General features: G+C 55.3%; 16 protein-coding genes and 1 riboswitch. Of the genes, 8 read left to right on the plus strand and 8 right to left on the minus strand.

What is annotated here, in order from left to right:
- Nucleotides 1-363 precede the first annotated feature (363 nt).
- The gene (locus ACGY09_RS23665) at nucleotides 364-546 is read right to left on the minus strand and encodes a hypothetical protein (protein ID WP_397571919.1); all 183 of its coding nucleotides are present in this window, start codon (nucleotides 544-546) and stop codon (nucleotides 364-366) included.
- A 124-nt stretch (nucleotides 547-670) separates the two neighbouring features.
- Between ACGY09_RS23665 and ACGY09_RS23670 the strand changes: the two genes are divergently transcribed.
- Nucleotides 671-2,074, plus strand: a complete 1,404-nt coding sequence (locus ACGY09_RS23670; RefSeq protein WP_397569686.1) for a DUF2252 domain-containing protein — start codon at nucleotides 671-673, stop codon at nucleotides 2,072-2,074.
- Between the two features lie 166 nt (nucleotides 2,075-2,240).
- Here ACGY09_RS23670 and ACGY09_RS23675 read toward each other — a convergent pair whose 3' ends face one another.
- On the minus strand, nucleotides 2,241-2,936 hold the full coding sequence (locus tag ACGY09_RS23675; RefSeq protein ID WP_397569687.1) for a VIT family protein: 696 nt from the start codon (nucleotides 2,934-2,936) through the stop codon (nucleotides 2,241-2,243).
- Nucleotides 2,937-3,618: 682 nt separating this feature from the next.
- Between ACGY09_RS23675 and ACGY09_RS23680 the strand changes: the two genes are divergently transcribed.
- Together ACGY09_RS23680 and ACGY09_RS23685 are read left to right on the plus strand one after the other, a co-directional pair.
- Nucleotides 3,619-4,272: a PEP-CTERM sorting domain-containing protein gene (locus ACGY09_RS23680; protein ID WP_397569688.1), complete on the plus strand. Its 654-nt coding sequence runs from the start codon at nucleotides 3,619-3,621 to the stop codon at nucleotides 4,270-4,272.
- 1,653 nt (nucleotides 4,273-5,925) lie between these two features.
- Nucleotides 5,926-6,132 (plus strand): hypothetical protein, encoded by a 207-nt coding sequence (locus ACGY09_RS23685; protein WP_397569689.1) that lies wholly within the window; start codon nucleotides 5,926-5,928, stop codon nucleotides 6,130-6,132.
- A 160-nt stretch (nucleotides 6,133-6,292) separates the two neighbouring features.
- Here the strand turns inward: ACGY09_RS23685 and ACGY09_RS23690 are convergent, their stop codons facing one another.
- On the minus strand, nucleotides 6,293-6,610 hold the full coding sequence (locus ACGY09_RS23690; RefSeq protein WP_373652503.1) for a multidrug efflux SMR transporter: 318 nt from the start codon (nucleotides 6,608-6,610) through the stop codon (nucleotides 6,293-6,295).
- A gap of 15 nt (nucleotides 6,611-6,625) precedes the next feature.
- A riboswitch (guanidine-III (ykkC-III) riboswitch) is annotated at nucleotides 6,626-6,685 on the minus strand.
- 306 nt (nucleotides 6,686-6,991) lie between these two features.
- Here ACGY09_RS23690 and ACGY09_RS23695 point away from each other — a divergent pair.
- Together ACGY09_RS23695 and ACGY09_RS23700 are read left to right on the plus strand one after the other, a co-directional pair.
- Nucleotides 6,992-8,170, plus strand: coding sequence for a methyltransferase domain-containing protein (locus tag ACGY09_RS23695; RefSeq protein ID WP_397569690.1), 1,179 nt, complete (start codon nucleotides 6,992-6,994; stop codon nucleotides 8,168-8,170).
- 56 nt (nucleotides 8,171-8,226) lie between these two features.
- The gene (locus tag ACGY09_RS23700; RefSeq protein WP_373652501.1) at nucleotides 8,227-9,069 is read left to right on the plus strand and encodes a c-type cytochrome; all 843 of its coding nucleotides are present in this window, start codon (nucleotides 8,227-8,229) and stop codon (nucleotides 9,067-9,069) included.
- Nucleotides 9,070-9,482: 413 nt separating this feature from the next.
- Here the strand turns inward: ACGY09_RS23700 and ACGY09_RS23705 are convergent, their stop codons facing one another.
- Together ACGY09_RS23705 and ACGY09_RS23710 are read right to left on the minus strand one after the other, a co-directional pair.
- A complete protein-coding gene (locus tag ACGY09_RS23705; RefSeq protein WP_397569691.1) occupies nucleotides 9,483-9,671 on the minus strand; it encodes a hypothetical protein in 189 nt (62 codons plus the stop codon).
- Between the two features lie 581 nt (nucleotides 9,672-10,252).
- The gene (locus tag ACGY09_RS23710; protein ID WP_397569692.1) at nucleotides 10,253-10,615 is read right to left on the minus strand and encodes a hypothetical protein; all 363 of its coding nucleotides are present in this window, start codon (nucleotides 10,613-10,615) and stop codon (nucleotides 10,253-10,255) included.
- Between the two features lie 251 nt (nucleotides 10,616-10,866).
- Between ACGY09_RS23710 and ACGY09_RS23715 the strand changes: the two genes are divergently transcribed.
- A complete protein-coding gene (locus ACGY09_RS23715; protein ID WP_397569693.1) occupies nucleotides 10,867-11,277 on the plus strand; it encodes a hypothetical protein in 411 nt (136 codons plus the stop codon).
- Nucleotides 11,278-11,393: 116 nt separating this feature from the next.
- Nucleotides 11,394-12,704 carry a hypothetical protein gene (locus ACGY09_RS23720; protein ID WP_397569694.1) on the plus strand — a complete coding sequence of 437 codons (1,311 nt, stop codon included), beginning with the start codon at nucleotides 11,394-11,396 and terminating at the stop codon, nucleotides 12,702-12,704.
- Between the two features lie 125 nt (nucleotides 12,705-12,829).
- Here the strand turns inward: ACGY09_RS23720 and ACGY09_RS23725 are convergent, their stop codons facing one another.
- Together ACGY09_RS23725 and ACGY09_RS23730 are read right to left on the minus strand one after the other, a co-directional pair.
- Nucleotides 12,830-13,402 carry a DUF4256 domain-containing protein gene (locus tag ACGY09_RS23725; protein ID WP_397569695.1) on the minus strand — a complete coding sequence of 191 codons (573 nt, stop codon included), beginning with the start codon at nucleotides 13,400-13,402 and terminating at the stop codon, nucleotides 12,830-12,832.
- A gap of 198 nt (nucleotides 13,403-13,600) precedes the next feature.
- Nucleotides 13,601-14,422, minus strand: a complete 822-nt coding sequence (locus ACGY09_RS23730; protein ID WP_397569696.1) for an SIR2 family NAD-dependent protein deacylase — start codon at nucleotides 14,420-14,422, stop codon at nucleotides 13,601-13,603.
- Between the two features lie 532 nt (nucleotides 14,423-14,954).
- Here ACGY09_RS23730 and ACGY09_RS23735 point away from each other — a divergent pair.
- The gene (locus ACGY09_RS23735; protein ID WP_397569697.1) at nucleotides 14,955-15,965 is read left to right on the plus strand and encodes a methyltransferase; all 1,011 of its coding nucleotides are present in this window, start codon (nucleotides 14,955-14,957) and stop codon (nucleotides 15,963-15,965) included.
- 172 nt (nucleotides 15,966-16,137) lie between these two features.
- On the opposite strand, the gene ACGY09_RS23740 is transcribed toward ACGY09_RS23735, so the two are convergent.
- Nucleotides 16,138-17,337: a serine hydrolase domain-containing protein gene (locus ACGY09_RS23740; protein WP_397569698.1), complete on the minus strand. Its 1,200-nt coding sequence runs from the start codon at nucleotides 17,335-17,337 to the stop codon at nucleotides 16,138-16,140.
- Nucleotides 17,338-17,360 lie beyond the last annotated feature (23 nt).

The following is a 17,360-nucleotide window of genomic DNA, read 5'->3' on the forward strand; positions in this document are numbered from 1 at the left end:
AAGACTGGCAGAGAACCGCCAACAACATTTCGCTCGGCAATCTTCGGCATGTTCGCCCTGCTGGCGCGATGCGAACATGGCACCTGGCAATTGGCACCCATCGGGCTGGTTTAACATGGTGCCGGATGTTTGAGATCGAAATCGCTAAACGAGTGGATGTCAGATGCCTGGCATCGAGGATAGAATTGGCGTTGCCTCTAACAGCAAGACAGAAAAGACGATGCAACAATCCAGCGATTGGGTCAAAATGCATGGTTCGTTGCTTGTGTTCGCGAGCCTGGCTTGGGCGCTTGCTGGTCGCAGGACGCCGCTCTGAAGAGCAAAAATGTCCCGTTTACGCAGACCAAAGCGACTGATCAGCGATCAACGAAAGCAAAATCGCAGGCTGCGGCAAATACAGCTACCCAGGTCGATGTCACTGGCCAACTGGGAAGTCCCAGCGCTACCACGTCGATTCCCGGGAATCAGCCCCCACCACCCGATCCGAAGTTCGGCGGCATCATCAAAGACGGCGTTCTTCAGTCCAAGCCGTCGCCCGCGCTTCATCGCAACTCTTTTTCGGAATCAATCGGGTACGATGTTGATGGCTCGGACGCGCTCTTGATGCATGTCCCAGCGATTAGATTGGGTGGGGCGTCCGCCTGACTTTCTGCACGAAACTGGAAATCAGATGTCCACAACCGAAGATTTTTCTCAGGATTGCGACCCCGCAACATTTCGTTCGCGAAGCCAGTGCCTCGCTGCCGGCAAAGCCTTGCGCGACAGAGTTCCGCGCGAAAGTCATGCCGGATGGGTACCGCCCGCAAACCGTCGCGACCCGGTCGAAATCCTGAAAGAATCCAACCGTGATCGTCTGGAAGAACTCGTGCCGATCCGATACGGGCGCATGTTAGCCAGTCCGTTTGCGTTTCTGCGTGGATCGGCCGCACTCATGGCGGCCGATCTGGCGACGACTCCCGTCAGCGGAATACGGGTCCAGGCCTGCGGGGACTGCCACCTGCTGAACTTCGGCCTGTTCGCAACGCCCGAGCGCAACCTGATCTTCGACATCAACGATTTCGACGAAACCCTCCCCGCACCGTGGGAGTGGGATGTCAAGCGCCTGGCGGTCAGTTTCGCCGTCTCCGCACGCGATATCCAACTCACCGACAAGCAAGCCCGAGCCTCCGCAATTGAGTGCGTTCGCGCTTATCGCGAGCAGTTACGGAAGTTCTCGAAGATGAGCCCGCTGGACGTCTGGTACCACCGCCTGGATGCCCAGACGCTCATCGATTCGGCTCCAGATGCCAAGACCGAGGAGAAGAGGAAGGCGATCATCGCCAAGGCCCGGCAGCGCATCAGCGAGTATCTTTATCCCCAGATCAGCGAGACGGTGGGAGGGCGAAGGCGTCTGGTCGATCAACCGCCGATCATGTTCCATGTCACGAAAGAGCGAGAGCCGGAACATGAAGCCATCGTCCAGGAAGCCGTGGACCAATACCGCTTGTCGCTGCCTGACGAACGCCGCGTCCTGTTTGACCGCTACCGCCTCGAAGATGTTGTTGTAAAAGCGGTCGGCATCGGCAGCGTGGGCACGCTCTGCTTTGTGGGATTGTTTCTGTCGGCAGAGAATCACCCCCTGCTGTTGCAATTCAAACAGGCCTGTCCCTCTGTGCTGGAACCATTTGCTGGCAAGAGCCTGTATGAAAACCACGGCCAGCGCGTCGTCGTGGGGCAACGCCTGATGCAGTCTGCCAGCGACATCTTTCTGGGATGGACGCGGGGCCGATATGGCCGCGACTACTTCATTCGCCAGCTCAGAGACATGAAGATGTCGGCGCGGGTAGCGGAAGGGACCTCGGCTAAAGAGTTGCTTCGCTACGCTGAAATGTGCGGCCGGACTTTGGCTCACGCCCATGCCAAGTCAGGAGATGCGGCGTTGATGAGTGGCTATCTCGGCAAATCGGATGACTTTGACCAGGCCGTCGGTGAGTTCGCTTTGGCTTACGCTGACCAAAATGAAAAAGACCATGCAGCACTGGAGGCAGCGGTCAAGATGGGGACGATCGATGTCCTGGTGAAGGACGACGCGTAACTCCAAGCTTGCCGTTCGCCTCGCCGCCGGGACTTCCTCAGGCCGTTGGCGACGGAATCAGTATCCCACAACCGTTCTGGCGGTTCAGTCGTCTCGATGATTTCAAGCAGAGGCAGACAGTGTTCCGCATTGCACAGACGATTGTCTTGAAGAGGTCCGAGCTGGGTTATACCACTGCTCCGAACAACGCACCCACCCCGGCGGTCAGTGCCATCGCCAGCACTCCCCAGAATGTGACGCGGAAGGCGGCTTTCATGACCGGGGCTCCTCCCGCATGGGCACCGAAACCACCCAGGAGCGCGAGAAACAGGATCGATGTGGCGATAACGACAGGGATCAATACCGTCCGTGGCGTGACGAGGGTGGTGACGAGCGGCATCGCCGCACCGACGGCGAATGTTCCAGCCGAGGCCAAGGCCGCCTGGATGGGCCTGGCGGTCGTCAGGTCCGAAATGCCCAGTTCGTCTCGAGCATGGGTTGCGAGGGCATCGTGGGACATGAGTTGATCGGCCACTTGTCGAGCCAGTGCCGGTTCGACTCCTCGGCTCGTATAGACCGCAGCCAGTTCGTTCCGTTCCGATTCATCTTCCGTTGCCAGCTCTTTCCGCTCGCGATCCAAGTCGGCCTTTTCAGTATCCGACTGCGAACTGACGGAAACATATTCTCCGGCCGCCATCGACATGGCTCCCGCCACCAGGCCCGCCACACCCGCAACCAGAACGTCACTCGCTGTCGAATGTGCTGCAGCCACGCCGACGACCAGACTTGCCGTGGATACGATCCCGTCGTTCGCGCCCAGCACCGCAGCGCGCAGCCAGCCAATCCGATCCGTACGGTGTCGTTCTCTGTGTTGCACATACATGCCGATTGTTCCTTGAATACTCAGTTAGATCCACTTTATTCGTAGCAGCCACGTCTTGACCAGTTGCGTTAGGAAAACGTAGCCCAACAGGGTTAGCATCAGCAGCGGCCAATGCAAAGGGCCGCGGCGCGTGTCATGTCTCCCGCAGTGAGTTGGACCACGTTACCCGGGACTCGTCGAGAGACAGGCCAACGTTTAAAAAAATGAAGTCACTAAGGTGCACCGACAGGTCGGTGGTCTTCCAGTCGCTTTCGTGGCCCCTCACCAGGCACGCTCAGTCGGTAGCTCTTCAATTACCACCGCCGCGTCGCCTGGGATCGAAAATGTGCCGTCGATCCGCACTGAAATACGGGACGTCTACGGCTGGTGCAGAACGCCGTAAGGTAAGTTGCACAAGCGTCCGTTGGGTTAGCTTGTTAACCATTCAGTCCGACGGTCGAAAGTGGATCAACATGACGGCTTTGTAAGTTTTTTCTGGTACGACTGTGATCTGAGTACGAAACAATACGTATTTGCTGCGAAACCGTGACAACTGTCGTTTTCGCTGTATCCCTACCTTCTCCAACATGCGAGAGTTTTCGGCGGCGGGCCTGATAAAGTTCCCCCCGAATTTAAGGTGACTCTCTCGATGGTGCGGTTTTCTCGTTTCGCTGCAGTTGCTTTGCTTGCTCTTTCCTCCCGAATGGCCGAAGCCGGAATTCTAATGACGGTAGAAGGTCCAGGAGTGCAAACTTCCTCAGCGACAAACACAACGTTGGTCGACTTCAATTCAGCAAATCCAGGTTATCACTTCACTCAGAATTTTGATCTGACGCCCACCTCATCAGTATCGTATGTCGGGAATCAGTTCGTCCGAGAAGCCAGTGAGTATGGTGGAGCGGGAGGGACTGGCAGGTACCTCAGCATCCAAACGGGTAACTCGGTGACTGCAACACTTCAAGATGCCCAAGCTTACTTTGGATTCTGGCTTTCGGCTGGTGACGTCGCGAATTCAATCGAGTTTTTCAACAACGGCGTTTCGGTCGGTTCCTTTGATGAGGCGACCATTGAAGCCCTGCTGGGGCCTGCTTACTTCGGTAACCCAAACGCGGCCTTCCAGGGACAAAACCCCAGCCAGCCCTATGTGTTTGTCAACTTCTACTCGGAAACTGCGGCCGATATGTTTGACTCAATTGTATTCACAAATGCTCCAGGGGCATCTGAATTCGAAAGCGACAATCATACATTCAGTACCACCTTGCAGTCCCCAGTCCCAGAACCCAGCGCTTTCGTTCTGGCGGCACTGGGCATCGTTGGATTGGGAGGAAACGTCCTCCGAAAACGTATGAAGGCTTGATACCCTCGTTGATTGTCTGATGCAGATCCCGCCAATTCTTCGAGTTGGCGGGATCTTGTCATTCATACGACGATCTCACGCAGTCCTTCATTCGATTCAGGCGCGTGCATACGAAGTTCAATCGTCCAATTGACTCGAAGTGGATCGGATCCGAGTACTGATCAAACTGCCTACCAGGAAAACATTCCCTCTCAGAGATGGGCGAGTCACTCCTGTGGGTGATGCTGCCGTTGCGTTATCCGATCGTCGAATCATTGCGCGGGCTGGCGTCGGTTCTGCAACCGAACAAAATCGAGCAAATGGCCAACATTCCTCGGACGAAGTCGCGGGGACGCTCCATCAGAAAGAAAAGGGCGATTCCTGTGTTCTAGATCAGTGTTGGTGTCCAAGAAAGACCGCGAGGTCTTTTCTTGATTCGAAGCGCCGTCCTGTGAATTGTCCCAATCCGGTTCGTGGTTGGATGGTCTGCAACTGCTAAAAACAGCGAGCTTGATATTTGGGGGAAGCGGAACGAATACACGTTCTGAACTTCGAGCCCATGATTTGTTCCAAACGTCTGGAGGGTTGGACTCGCCGGGACGCTGTCCGGTGATCACACTGTTTAGATGGGATGATCGTTAGTCGAAATGTGAGGAGGGGTGTGATGGGGAGTTTGACACTTTGTCAGCGGCATCTCGGTGATAACGGATCGGGCTGGCCAGTTGGCCAGCCCATGGCCAGTCGGTGGCCAGTCCCATGTATTTCATTAGTCAAAGGTTGTGTCGTTTTCGGGGGATTGGCCCGGCTGGCCAGCAGAGTCGCGTCAGTTCTGTTTTTTACGTTGACGGGCACTACAGCTCGGTGTCTGGGTAGATGGCAGTGATTTGAGAATCTCAGACGGAATCAATCGTTTAGCTGTTATTTGACAATTTCGGACGAGTCGTGCCACCTTCGTCTTCATTTCAGACGGTCGCGAAGGTGGTCCTCGCTGTCGGACCTGCAGCGCGAGCCGGGGTGTCCACATCCGTCGACTTCCCTCCTGGGTGGGGGGCCTGGACCACTGCATGCGAAATGAGTCGGAGAGCGTTTGCCATTTGGGCACATTTGGGCATTGGTGGGGTCCCCGAGGTCGAGCGCTGGCGCACGCGCGACGAGTTCGTGGCGAGGCTTTCGGTCCTGACGCATTGCAGTGGCCGGAGCCGCGCCTCCGGTGGATCTGAAGACCGGGTCAGAATACCCTGACGGATCTGCGGGTTGCTCGCTGTCTGATTGGTCAGGTCGCGCTATGACCGACCATCAGACTTTGCTTGTTTGGACTTTGGGAGGTCTGGAGAACGTCCTCCCCTTCAACACGCGGGTGGGGCCGGGCTTTTTGGGAGAATCCCATCCTCCGTTGAAATCCTGTGGATTGCTCTCTTTCACTTCGTCTTGTCGCGAACATTGTCGCTTCGACATGTGTCCGGTATGCAACGGCGACGGTCACAGTTTTGATCGATTGCCCGGTGACTGAGACGGGGTTGCCAAGGGGGTGAAGACTGTCTGCTTTCTCTAGCCTGGAACTGGAAAGGAACCGGTTGGCCTGAAGATTGCAACCTTCTTCGTTATCAGTCTGTTGCGATAGGACGGACGTAACCGACGCTGCTCCGTAAAACACGAACTGAAAAGATGAAAATTATGACGACGATCTGGGGTCAACGTACAGCGACAACAGCTTCAACTCCCCGCGAGGGCTCGCCCATTGAGGCCGAGAATCGAATGAGTGGAACCAAGGGAGCCAACGCATCCCGAGTCGGCGTGCTGAGCGCCCAGGAACAGAGCGACGTTCGACACGAGGTCCTCTCCGAGATTATGGCATCGCTCCGAATTCCGTTGGGCGACTAAGTCCCCTGCCCGCGAGTCATACGAATTTGATGGGAAATCCTCCATGCGCATCGGGTTGCAATACCCGACCCGTCTGGATGCGATTCCCTTGTTCGTCTTGTGAACACACGCACGGTCCATCCGCCGGCAGGCCACCAGACTCAGTCTGGTGGCCGCGATGTTAGCTTGCCGTGAATTTCAAGCCGATGATGGCGACGATCAGCAGGCTGAGAAAGAAGATTCGACCTGCACTGGCAGGTTCACCCAGGAATGCCATGCCGAGTACCATGGCTCCGAAGGTCCCGATCCCGACCCAGACAGCATAGGCAGTCCCGATCGGAAGTGTGCGGGCGGCAACAGCGAGCAGATACATACTCGCGATGATCCCGATAATTGTGAGTATGCTCGGTACCGGCTTGGTAAACCCCTGGCTTTGTTTCAGACCAATGGCCCAGCCTGCCTCCAGTAAGCCAGCAATGACAAGTAGAATCCACGGCATCACGACGCTCCTCAATCCGCGTCGTCTTTTCCTAACCGGGTACGTCGCTCATCGTCCGGGCCGAAATGGCAAAAACAGAATGACGCCATTTTAGGCGGCTGTCGAGCGTCGGTCAAACTCTGCCCTTGAGCTCGGCTTGCGAAATGTCGGCTGGCAGATCGTCCAGCATTTGAACTCATCGGGGATCATCATCTTCTGCGAGACGTGTCTCCTGATTTTCGCTGCGGCTACAGCTCAGCAGTGCGGAAGGATGTCCTTCTCAAAGGGGCTTGGCGTACACTGCATCCGCGGGGGGCCAGCAAATTTCCGTTGCTCGGTCCCCGATGAAGAACGCTGTCATGTTTGCCTGCGCCACCAACGATGGAAAGACCGAGAGAGATCATGGAGTTACGGCCAATTCGTCTGCTGACACTGCTGCTATTGGTGCTTTTCGTTTCAGGGGTCTCTTCCGGACAGGAAAAAAGTGTCAAACCGGGGATCAACGACACTTTCCGGAATCCAAAGCCAGAAGAGTTCGTGGAACGGTTTGAAATTGAAAGCCGCGAAGTCTTCCAGCAGCGTGAAAACATTCTTGAAGCCTGTCAGATCAAACCCGGCCAGACGGTGGCGGATATCGGTGCGGGAACGGGGCTGTTCACGCGCATGTTCTCCGATGCCGTGGGCGATGAGGGGCGAGTGATCGCGGTGGATATCGCTCAGGAATTTCTCGACCACGTGAAGCTCACCAGTCATCAGCGCGGCCAGAAGAATGTTGAGACCCAGCTTTGCACTCCCGAATCGACCGAGCTGCCGGATGACTCCATCGATGTCGCCTTCATCTGTGACACCTACCATCACTTCGAATTCCCGCTGAAAACAATGGCCTCGTTACGGAGAGCACTTAAGCCGGGCGGGCGAGTGATTGTCATCGATTTCCGCCGCATTCCCGGAAAGACGAAGGAATGGACGCTGAATCACGTTCGTGCGGGCCAGGAAGTCTTCGAGAGTGAGATTGTCGAATCGGGGTTTCTCAAAACGCGGGAGGTCAATGAATTCCTCGAAGAGAATTACTTCGTGGAATTTACCAAGAGTGCGACTCCGGGCCTGAAGTCCCCTTTGTATCCCATCATCGCCGGACATGGCGGTGTTGTGGCGGTCCCGAATGCCACGGAGAAACCTCGATCAGGTGCAAAGCTGCTGCTGGATGCAACTGCTGCAGCCCCAGCAGGAAGTATTCATAAGTCGCTTGATCGGGCCGCTCGATTGCTGAATCTTTATGGTGTCGCGGGCTTGAAGGCGTCCGACGTAAAGATTGTCGTCGTGCTGCATGGCGAGGCGACCAAATCGGTATTGAACGACGAGTTCTATCAGGCGCGATTTGGAGTCGAGCAAAACCCGAATCTTTCCCTGATCAAATTGCTGCAGGACGCGGGCGTCGAAGTGTTCGTCTGCGGACAGGCACTCAATTACAAGGCGTTTCCGGAATCGGCCGTGGCTAAAGGGATCTCCGTCGCTGAGTCGGCTCTATCCGTGATTGCCAATCGTCAGATGGATGGATATGGCTACCTGCCGCTGCATTAAGGGATTGCCAGTTGTCGTCATGCCGAATCAACGACAACGGCAGCAGGAGAAACGGGATGATCAAACGAACTCGCCGCCTGTGGATACTGATCTGTCTACTCGGAGGCAGCACTGCGATGCTGGGACTGAGTTCGGGAGACGAGTCTCCCGTGAGCGAGTCTCCTCCGCTTGAACAACCTTTGCCGGAAGGTCCCTTGGGTGACACGATCGAACTCGGGCGGTTACTGGTCGAGCAGACGGTGAAACATCCGTTATCAAAGCGGTTTGTCGGTAACGATCTCAACTGCACATCGTGCCATTTGAAGAACGGGACCGACCCGAAGGCCGCGACGTTCATCGGGGTTGCGACGGCGTACCCCGCCTGGTCTCCACGTGAGCAGCGGGTCATCACGCTGGAAGATCGCATCCTCAACTGCTTCATGCGCAGTTGCAACGGAATTCGTCCTCCCCTGGGGAGTGAAGTGTCGATCGCGATTGCGACCTACATCACCTGGTTGTCGACAGGCCAGCCACTCAAGATGAACGGCGTCCGTTCGCTTGGTCCTAATGCTGTTCCTGATCTGAAGCTCGACGTTGGCCGCGCCCAGCGCGAACGGGGCAGCGAACTTTACGCGGACCGATGTGCCTCATGCCATGGAGCAGACGGGGCGGGTGATGAAGAAAACCCGCCCGTTTGGGGCTCACGCTCGTACAATGAGGGGGCGGGACTGACAGACGTGCGGAAACTGGCTTCGTGGCTGAAAGTGGCCATGCCACTGGACGACACCGATCTCTCGGATCAAGAAGCACTCGACATCGCAGACTACGTGAATTCACATGAAAGGCCCAAGTTTCGCCTCAAAGATCACTTACCGGAGAAAGACAGGTTGGGCGAGTACAATTCCGGATCGAAGCCCTGATCCGAATTGACTTCCTCCGAGGGATCGGGGGCTCATCTGTCCCCTTCTCAGATGAAATAGTGACCGGGGCTGAGGTCGTGACAACTATGAACAACGGTTGTGCATAGCCGCGTGATGATCGTTGCTCAATGCGTCCGGACCCTGTTGATACCGCAGAGCTTGGGGTCGAGGGTGGTCGTGTCTGCTACTGATGAGGAGAATCGCTGAGACCAAGATACAGGGAGCGACGAAGACCCAGTAAGGAACAGAGACCACTTCTGTCAGTCTCAGGAAAAGCGTATTGCAGAGTATGATCCCGTCTGTGACTTCACTTAATGCGTCGTCACCGTCCCCTGTTTTGTTTGGTGATGGGGACTGTGGAGCAGAAATTGTTTGTTCGACTGTCTGAATTTGAGGGTCGACAGCGATCAGTGTCACCCCAGGCCCTTTCGACTCTGGACAAGTGAGATGTGGCCAGCGCTTGAAGGGATGTCGACAAGCTGGCTGATGTCGAATTCGTCGATGTGGGAATAACTTCTGATCCAACCGGTCGTGATGAAGCACGAGAACAGTAGTGCCAGACAGCCGAACCAGTGTCTGCGGTCCTTAAAATAGTCCTGCATGCTGCGTGCTCCCACTTTGTAATGCGGGGGTGACTTTCACAGCACTATCAGCAGTTCAAAAGGTTTCGGCAAGCGCAGATGACACTGGGGCAAGACTTGCTGTCTATCATTGCCGGGCCTTACACGCGATCAGCCTTCCTGATGAAAGAGGAACCATCCGCGGTGAGCCCGTACAGAAAACGAAAGATAATGGGCAAGTCCGCGGGCATGATGGCTTCAGACGGGTGTGGATCCCATTTCGCAATCGATGAATTTCATCAACGGAACTTTAAATGCGTGTCGCGTCTGGAATGATCTAGTTGATGGAATGAAGATCCGCGACGACCGGCATTCGTCATCGTGGCAGAATGTGCAGCCACCTACGCTCTGTGCGAAAGTCCAGGGCTTACGTCGAGGTGCGTCGATCGCAATTCAGGGACGGGTGGCTGGCTCTGGTCCACGATGCTCCAAAAGAAGCGGGTGGCGAAGACTGGTCTAGCAATGGGAACCGGAAAAGTTCCGGATGGGGGCTCGCGATTGAACTCTGGGCGGTGCCAGTGCCATCGGGATTTTCGGTTCCGGATGCAACCTTCACTGAGCCTTTAGGACTCGGATGTTTCAGTGCTGTCCTGTTCTTCCGCGCTGACGGAGGAGGGTCTCTCTTCTTTTGCGGGCTTCGGTTTGGGCTTCTTGGCTTTCTTGTCTTCAGGGGAATCACTCGTGCGGGGGAATAGTGAGGCGGCGGTTTCCCTGAGTTGCGCCAATTTCAGTTCGGTCGCAGCAATTTCATCGGCCAGCTTGCGTGCCAGTTCATCGCGCAGACTGATGAAAGTCTCGATTTCACTTTTCAGATCGGTAGTTGTTTCACCAGCGAGGTCCTCGATGATGATTGCTTCTTTCATGGGGCTGAGGTCTGCCTCGATGGGGCTTAATTCACTCCCTTCCTGCGGTCGTTTCTTTGCCATTGCGATAGATTCCAGGATGGTTTCCAGTTGCCAGATCCAATTCGGTGCGGCCTTTTATCAGGAAGATCGAAATCCGGCAATCACTGGAAATCAGCCAGAACCGTGTCAGGTCTCGAGCAGCCTTGAACGGGCGTCAGAAGGAAGTTGAGGAGCCCAACCCGGATTGGTTCATCTGGATTGACTTCCCCGCGATGATGAGATGTGATCTGTCTCCTTTTTTCGTTCCCATTTCATCGCTTTGAGAGACAGACATGAGCAACCGTTCTTCCAGTTCGAAGAATTCATCCCAGGACACGAAGGCAACGAATTCGGCCGTTGTGTGGACCGTCAGAGGCCTGGTCGCCGTCGCTGCTGTGGTACTGCTGTTCCTCGCCTGGCAGGAATATCAGGTCAAACAGGCATTCAGTTCCACCAATGAGGCCTGGCAGGCAGCGTTGAGATCGAGTGGTGAGAACACGGATCTGACGAAATCTCAACTCAAAGCCATTCCCGCAAAAGGCAATCCACTGGTGGCATCCGAAAAAGCGGGTACGAACACGGTAGGAGCCGTCGATGTTGAAACGTTCACCTGGAAGGGACGACTGCGCAGTTATTCAGTCAAAGTCCATTATGGTTTAGGCCAGGATCCCTCTGTCGAATTGATTGAAGTGGTTGAGAAATGACCGAGTATCGATTTTCTCGGCTGCGAGATCCGCTGCAAAGCGGCGCTGGACGAAATTTGTTCATGTGAGTCAGGCTATTGAGAGATTCTGTTTTCTTGATGCGATGCGGATGAACGATGCAATTTCGCGACTTTTCGCCGCCGATGCACCCCTCACGGGAACAGCAAAGTGATGCCCTGCAAAAAGGGCTCGGGCGTACGTTCCATTGGGCAGAAACCCGCCAGTTGCAGTTAAACGCATTGATGGATGCGTGTCTAAACGATCATCGCTACGACCGCCAATGCGAGGACAATCGGGGCGAATGGCTGTGGAAGATTGCCTGTGTTGCTGGGATGACGTCCCAAGTCCGCGATCCTCTCTTCCAGAAGTTACGAACAGTGACCGAAGGGTGGGAAGCTTCCCAACTTTGTGAACTGGCACTTCACTTTGCACTTGCAGGTGACGATGGGTTTCGTCGGCAATTGTATGAGTTTGTCGGGCAGCGACAGATTCAGGATCACCCTGAAATGGGTGAGTGGCAGCTTCTTTCTCTGGCCGGTCTGGATGGATTGACATTTCTTGCACGTCTTCGAGGCGAACATCTCTCATCCCATGCCTGGGAGTGGCATGATTCAGCTGTCGTCAAGTATGCGATTGAGATGCTGGGAGAAGTACCAGTTCTGGATTTGTTGAAGAATTCCACGGATACCAACGTCCGCCGTTTCTACGCTTGCTGGCTGGCGGACTCTGAACGTCGCGATCATTCTGAAATGCGGTCAGTGAAAGGAGACCAGAGACTGACTGTCACCGACGTTCTTAAGGCTGCTCATGGCGACGGCAGGCCATTCCAGTTGCGTTTCTGGGCGAATTGTGCCGAGACCCATGAGTTGGAATCGATCATCGAGGCGATTTTCACCGAGCCCGAAGCCGCCGTCGTTGCCAAACTACTGTTGGTTTTTTCAGGCCAGCCGATGCCGCGCTTTGACGCTCGGATGATCGCTCTTTGCGGTCACACGAATCCTGATGTTCGTCGCAGGGCGTTTAATGCGCTGAGTCAAAACTCGAATCCATTGGTGCGAGAATTTGCACTGGAAGAGCTAATAAAACCGAAGTCGGACGGACTCGCCGTCGGGCTCTTCATCAATAACTTCGAGAAAGGAGATGAGCAGTGGATCCTCGAGCACGTCGAAATTCCTGATGATCCGCACCAGCGACATGGAGTGCTGATGGACGTTACCCGCGTGCTCGAAGAAAATGTTGACGCTCACTGCCTGGAACTGGGGTTAATTTCGTATTTCGAAACTCCGTGCCAAATTTGCCGGCACAGTGCTGCGCAACTTCTCGTTGATGCAGAAGTCGCCCCGTGCTGGTTGATCGACGAATGCCGTCATGATGCAAATGAGGACTGCCATCAGCTCGACGTGCCAGATGACCACCTGCAGGTATGATGATCTCGGCTTGAAATCCGTGGACGAGCACGCGCCTGAGCGACATCATGAAAGCGTTGAGTCTGATTTCATTTGATCCAATGGCCTTTTGGTATTCGGATTAACTGAAGTTCTGTGACGTGGGGTCATACTTGAAGTGCTGCTCGGAAACCGCGGACGCCATAGTAGGACTGAGCTCCGTTGTGATAGACGAAGACGTGACCGAAGCGGCGGTCGCAGAAGAGGGCTCCTCCCAAGCTGCGGATATCTTCGGGGGTCTTGATCCAACTGGAGGTCTTCATGTCGAAATCACCGACCTTTTGGAGCTCACGATACTGGGCTTCCGTCAGGATCTCGACTCCCATTTCGGTCGCCAGATCGATGGCATTGTGCTTCGGCTTGTGTTCTTTCCGCGACTCCAGTCCTTCGCGGTCGTAGCAGATGCTGGTACGGCCCTTCGGGGTTTCGGGGGAGCAATCGACGAACAGGTATTGTCCGGTTTTCTTATCGTGGCTGATGACATCCGGTTCCCCGCCAGTCCGTTCCATTTCGCTGAGTGACCAGAGCTTATCGGGGTTTTCATCCAGCCGCTTCTGGATCTGGTCCCAACTGAGACCGGGATGACGATGCATGTTCTTTTCAAACCTAGCAGAGAGTTTTGTCAGCAGTTGCTCCCGTACCTCAGGGGAAAGTTCCTTGTCCGAACGAACTCCACGCATGGTCGTTTCCTGATGTGAGATTAAAGAGGTGATGAGTTTTCCAGCGAGAATTCCGTGAACTACGAGCAATCCGAAGGAGGCATTCAAGAGAGCTGATTTCTGACGGCGCTGACTGCCTAATCTGGCAAAGTTGTTGATGTCGTACAAGCAATGCACAGGCACTGCCTGATCGAAGCCGATCCGACAAACCCGGGTTCACTACCCTGCTTCAAGCAATTCATCGATTGCCTGAAGAGCCGATAATGCTCCCGTGGGAATGGAGATACCTTGGGAGTGGACGTCGGCTTCTCGAGGATTGACCCGGATTAACGTTCCTGCGTGGGACTCGCACTCATACCGGACGGTTGGAATGGCAAGTCCCGCTCCCAGTTCGACGATCACCATCCGGTGGGAGGATGCTTTCGATGTCCATTCGATATATCGCTGGTACTGCTGGTCCGCTCGTGTCGCAATCCAGTTAGCGTCACCAAACATCAGGATATTGGGCCGGGCGATCCGACCGCATTGTGGGCAATCGGGCAGCGGCGAAGCCGTTCTGATGGTCTCCATATCGATCTCAAATGTATGGTTGGAGGCATTCCAGATTTCCATATGGCAAGGTGCACAACATTGCAAATGAAGAATCGAGCCATGGCATTCGACCACATGGTCGGGGGAGAAACCGGACTGCTGAAACTGGCCGTCGACGTTGCTGGTAAAAACGAAGGCCCCCAGTGGACATCGCTTCGCCCACTTCTGAAGTATTTGAAAACCAGGATGAGGAGTTGTGGTCCGATAGAGGTTGTAGCGATGTCCGAAGAATCCCCAGGCAAGCTGAGGATCCGAACGAAACCAGTGTGGCGTCGACATCTCGCTGAAGGGCCGGCCGCGGAACGGTGGGTAGGCTTTCCAGAATCCCTCCGGGCCACGAAAATCGGGCAAGCCGGAATCAACTCCCATGCCTGCCCCGGCCCCAATTAACAGAGCATCCGCATTGCGGAGTGCGTCTGCCGCCATTCGGTAGGATTCGTGCAGGTTCATATGTCCCTCCTGGCCAATCCGGCCTGTCGCCGACATCGATCACCAGACTCGCATAGTGGTGATCGTCGACGCAGAGGGCGAATTTAGAGGAGCAGCAGAGGAGAATCAATCGCGGTGCCGAGGACATGCCAGGACTGCAATCACAGGAGTATGTGGACGCAGATCGCGAAGTGCTGTTGGCTGAACACGGGAGGCCCGTGTGTCCGAACCGTTTCATTACTGTTCTGCCGTGACACGGTGACTTGCGTCAGTCTGCAAGCCCTCTTTGGGGGTCTTATCGTCTGCTGCCGCACTGTGCGACGGTGTGATGATTGTTCGAAGTGGGAATGCTGTCACTGCTTTCTATTCTTTTGGAATTTGAATCTTTGTCCGGATGACGCAGATCGTAAAAATGGACGCTGATTGGTGCTGAGGCTCTGCTCGCTCGTCCGTTCTTTTTCGACTAAACTGCGGCACCTGAGCAACAAGATGCTTTGCGACAGGTTCAGGCATGGAGCCGTACTTTCAATTCGACAGTTCAAGGAGCGAGACGATGTCGGCAGTTGTGACGCCCGATGCGATTATGCAACTGGGGTTTGGTTTTTGGGGTTCCCGGACGTTGTTAAGCGCGGTGGAACTGGGACTGTTCACGGAACTGGCGAAAGGGCCGCTGACTCTGGAAGAAGTCAGGACAAAAGTCGGTCTGCACGAGCGGGGTGCACGCGACTTCCTCGACGCTCTCGTGGCGCTCGGAATGCTGACGCGGGAAAACGGCAAGTACGGAAACACGCCAGCAACGGATCTGTATCTGGACAGGGCGAAACCGGGTTACATCGGCGGCATGCTGGAAATGATGAGCGCCCGTCTTTTCCGCTTTTGGGCCGATTTGACTGATGGGTTGCGGACGGGATTACCGCAGAACGAAAGTAAGCATGGTGGCGACCTTTTCGGAACCCTCTACAGTGAACCCCGGCGACTGGAACAGTTTCTTTCGGCGATGACGGGACTCAGTCTCGGACTTGCCAGGGTCCTGGCAGAGAAATTCCCGTGGTCTGAGTACCAGTCTTTCGTCGATATCGGTGCGGCCCAGGGAGGCGTTCCCGTCGTGCTTGCTCAAACCCATCCACATCTCAAGGGGACGGGAGCCGACTTGCCAATCGTGGGACCGATTTTCGAGAAGTACGTCGCCTCTCATGGATTGCAGGATCGGGTTAAATTCGCACCGCTCGATTTTTTCGAACAGCCCCTTCCCAAAGCAGACGTCATTACCATGGGCCACATACTCCATGATTGGGATCTGCCGACAAAGAAGATGCTGATCCGCAAGGCCTATGATGCATTGCCGCCAGGTGGGGCACTGGTCGTTTGCGAAGCGATTATCGACGACGACCGCAAGACCAACGCCATGGGACTGCTGATGAGCTTGAACATGCTGGTCGAAACTCCGGGCGGTTTCGATTTTTCAGGGGCTGACTGTGCTGGCTGGATGAGCGAAGTTGGCTTCAAACAGATTCGAGTTGAACCGCTCAGTGGCCCTGATTCGATGGTTGTCGGGATCAAATAATTGTGACACTGAGTTGAGGTTGTCCACCCTCCCCCTGAGATGACATCAACGGGGGTTTTTCTGGCAATCGATACTCGGCCTATGCCCGCAGTATGGTCGAAACTGGAATGACGTCAGACAGAATGGGATCTACTGAGCCTTCTGGAGACACAGCAAGAGACGGAACCGGCGTTTAACGATCCGGGCCTTGCCTGACGGCCTTGACCGCCACATCGGTGATCCGACCCACGAGGGGATTGACCATACCGCGCCCATTCGGATGCAATCTGTTGCTCAGAAATATCACGAAGAGCTCCTGCTCTGGATCGATCCAAAGCGACGTTCCGGTAAACCCACCGTGCCCAAAAGCGCGGGCAGAGAGGTCTTGACCACGGTTCGACGAATAGCGGGATTGAATGTCCCAACCGGGGCTCCTCACGTCCCGCGTCGGTTGACCATTTTTGTCGGAACCTTCGATGGAATGTGGAGCTGTCATGGCGAGCCAACTCGACTGCTTGAGAATACGACTTTGATCGTGTTGAATCCCGGCGAGTGCGTCCTGCGCGAAACGGGCCAGGTCCCGAGCCGTTGAGAACAGACCTGCGTGACCCGCAACACCGTCCATACGGTACGCCCGGGGATCGTGGACTTCTCCCTGAATCCACGATCCGTTTCGCCGCTCGGTCGGGGCTGCACGAGCCCGCAGGGACTCAGGCGGTAGATAGCCGGTTTCGTTCATCTCGAGCGGTTCATAGATGTGCTTCCTCGCGAAGTCCGACAACGAATCACCTGAGATCCGGGCCACGACTTCGCCGAGAATTTGATAGTTGACGTCCGAGTACTGGAACTTTGTTCCATTAGGGGCAATTGGGTTCAAGGCAAAGAGTCGTTCTCTGGCAACTTGCGGGCCCTGGAGATAGTCGCTTAGTGCATTGTCGGGGATCATGCCGCTGCGATGGACCATCATGTCCCGGAGCGTAATCTCGTTCTTACCTTCGCCTTCAAATTCAGGAATGTATTTCACGACGGGGTCATCGATGATGAGTTTTTGCATCTCTGCCAGTTTGAAGATACTCGTCGCGGTTGCCATTGGCTTGGTCACGGATGCCAGGTCAAAGACGGTCTCGACCGTCATTACTTCGGAGTCAGGTTCGATTCGCTTATGGCCATACGCCTTGAGCCAGACAGTACCTGCTGGCCTGCCGATCAGCACAACACCACCGGGTAAGTGTTCTTTGCTGATGGCGTCGGCGATGAGTCGATCGATCTCGCTGAGAACTTCGTCGCTCATACCAGCCTGGGCCGGAATCAGAAGAGGACGTTCCTCTTCGGAGCGAAGCGCGGTGGCGTTGAGCGAGCTTAAAATCAGTATCAGTCGCACGAACCGGGACACTGTCGACCCCCTGTCAAGAAATC

This window comes from Schlesneria sphaerica (genome assembly GCF_044336245.1).
Lineage (GTDB): Bacteria > Planctomycetota > Planctomycetia > Planctomycetales > Planctomycetaceae > Schlesneria > Schlesneria sphaerica.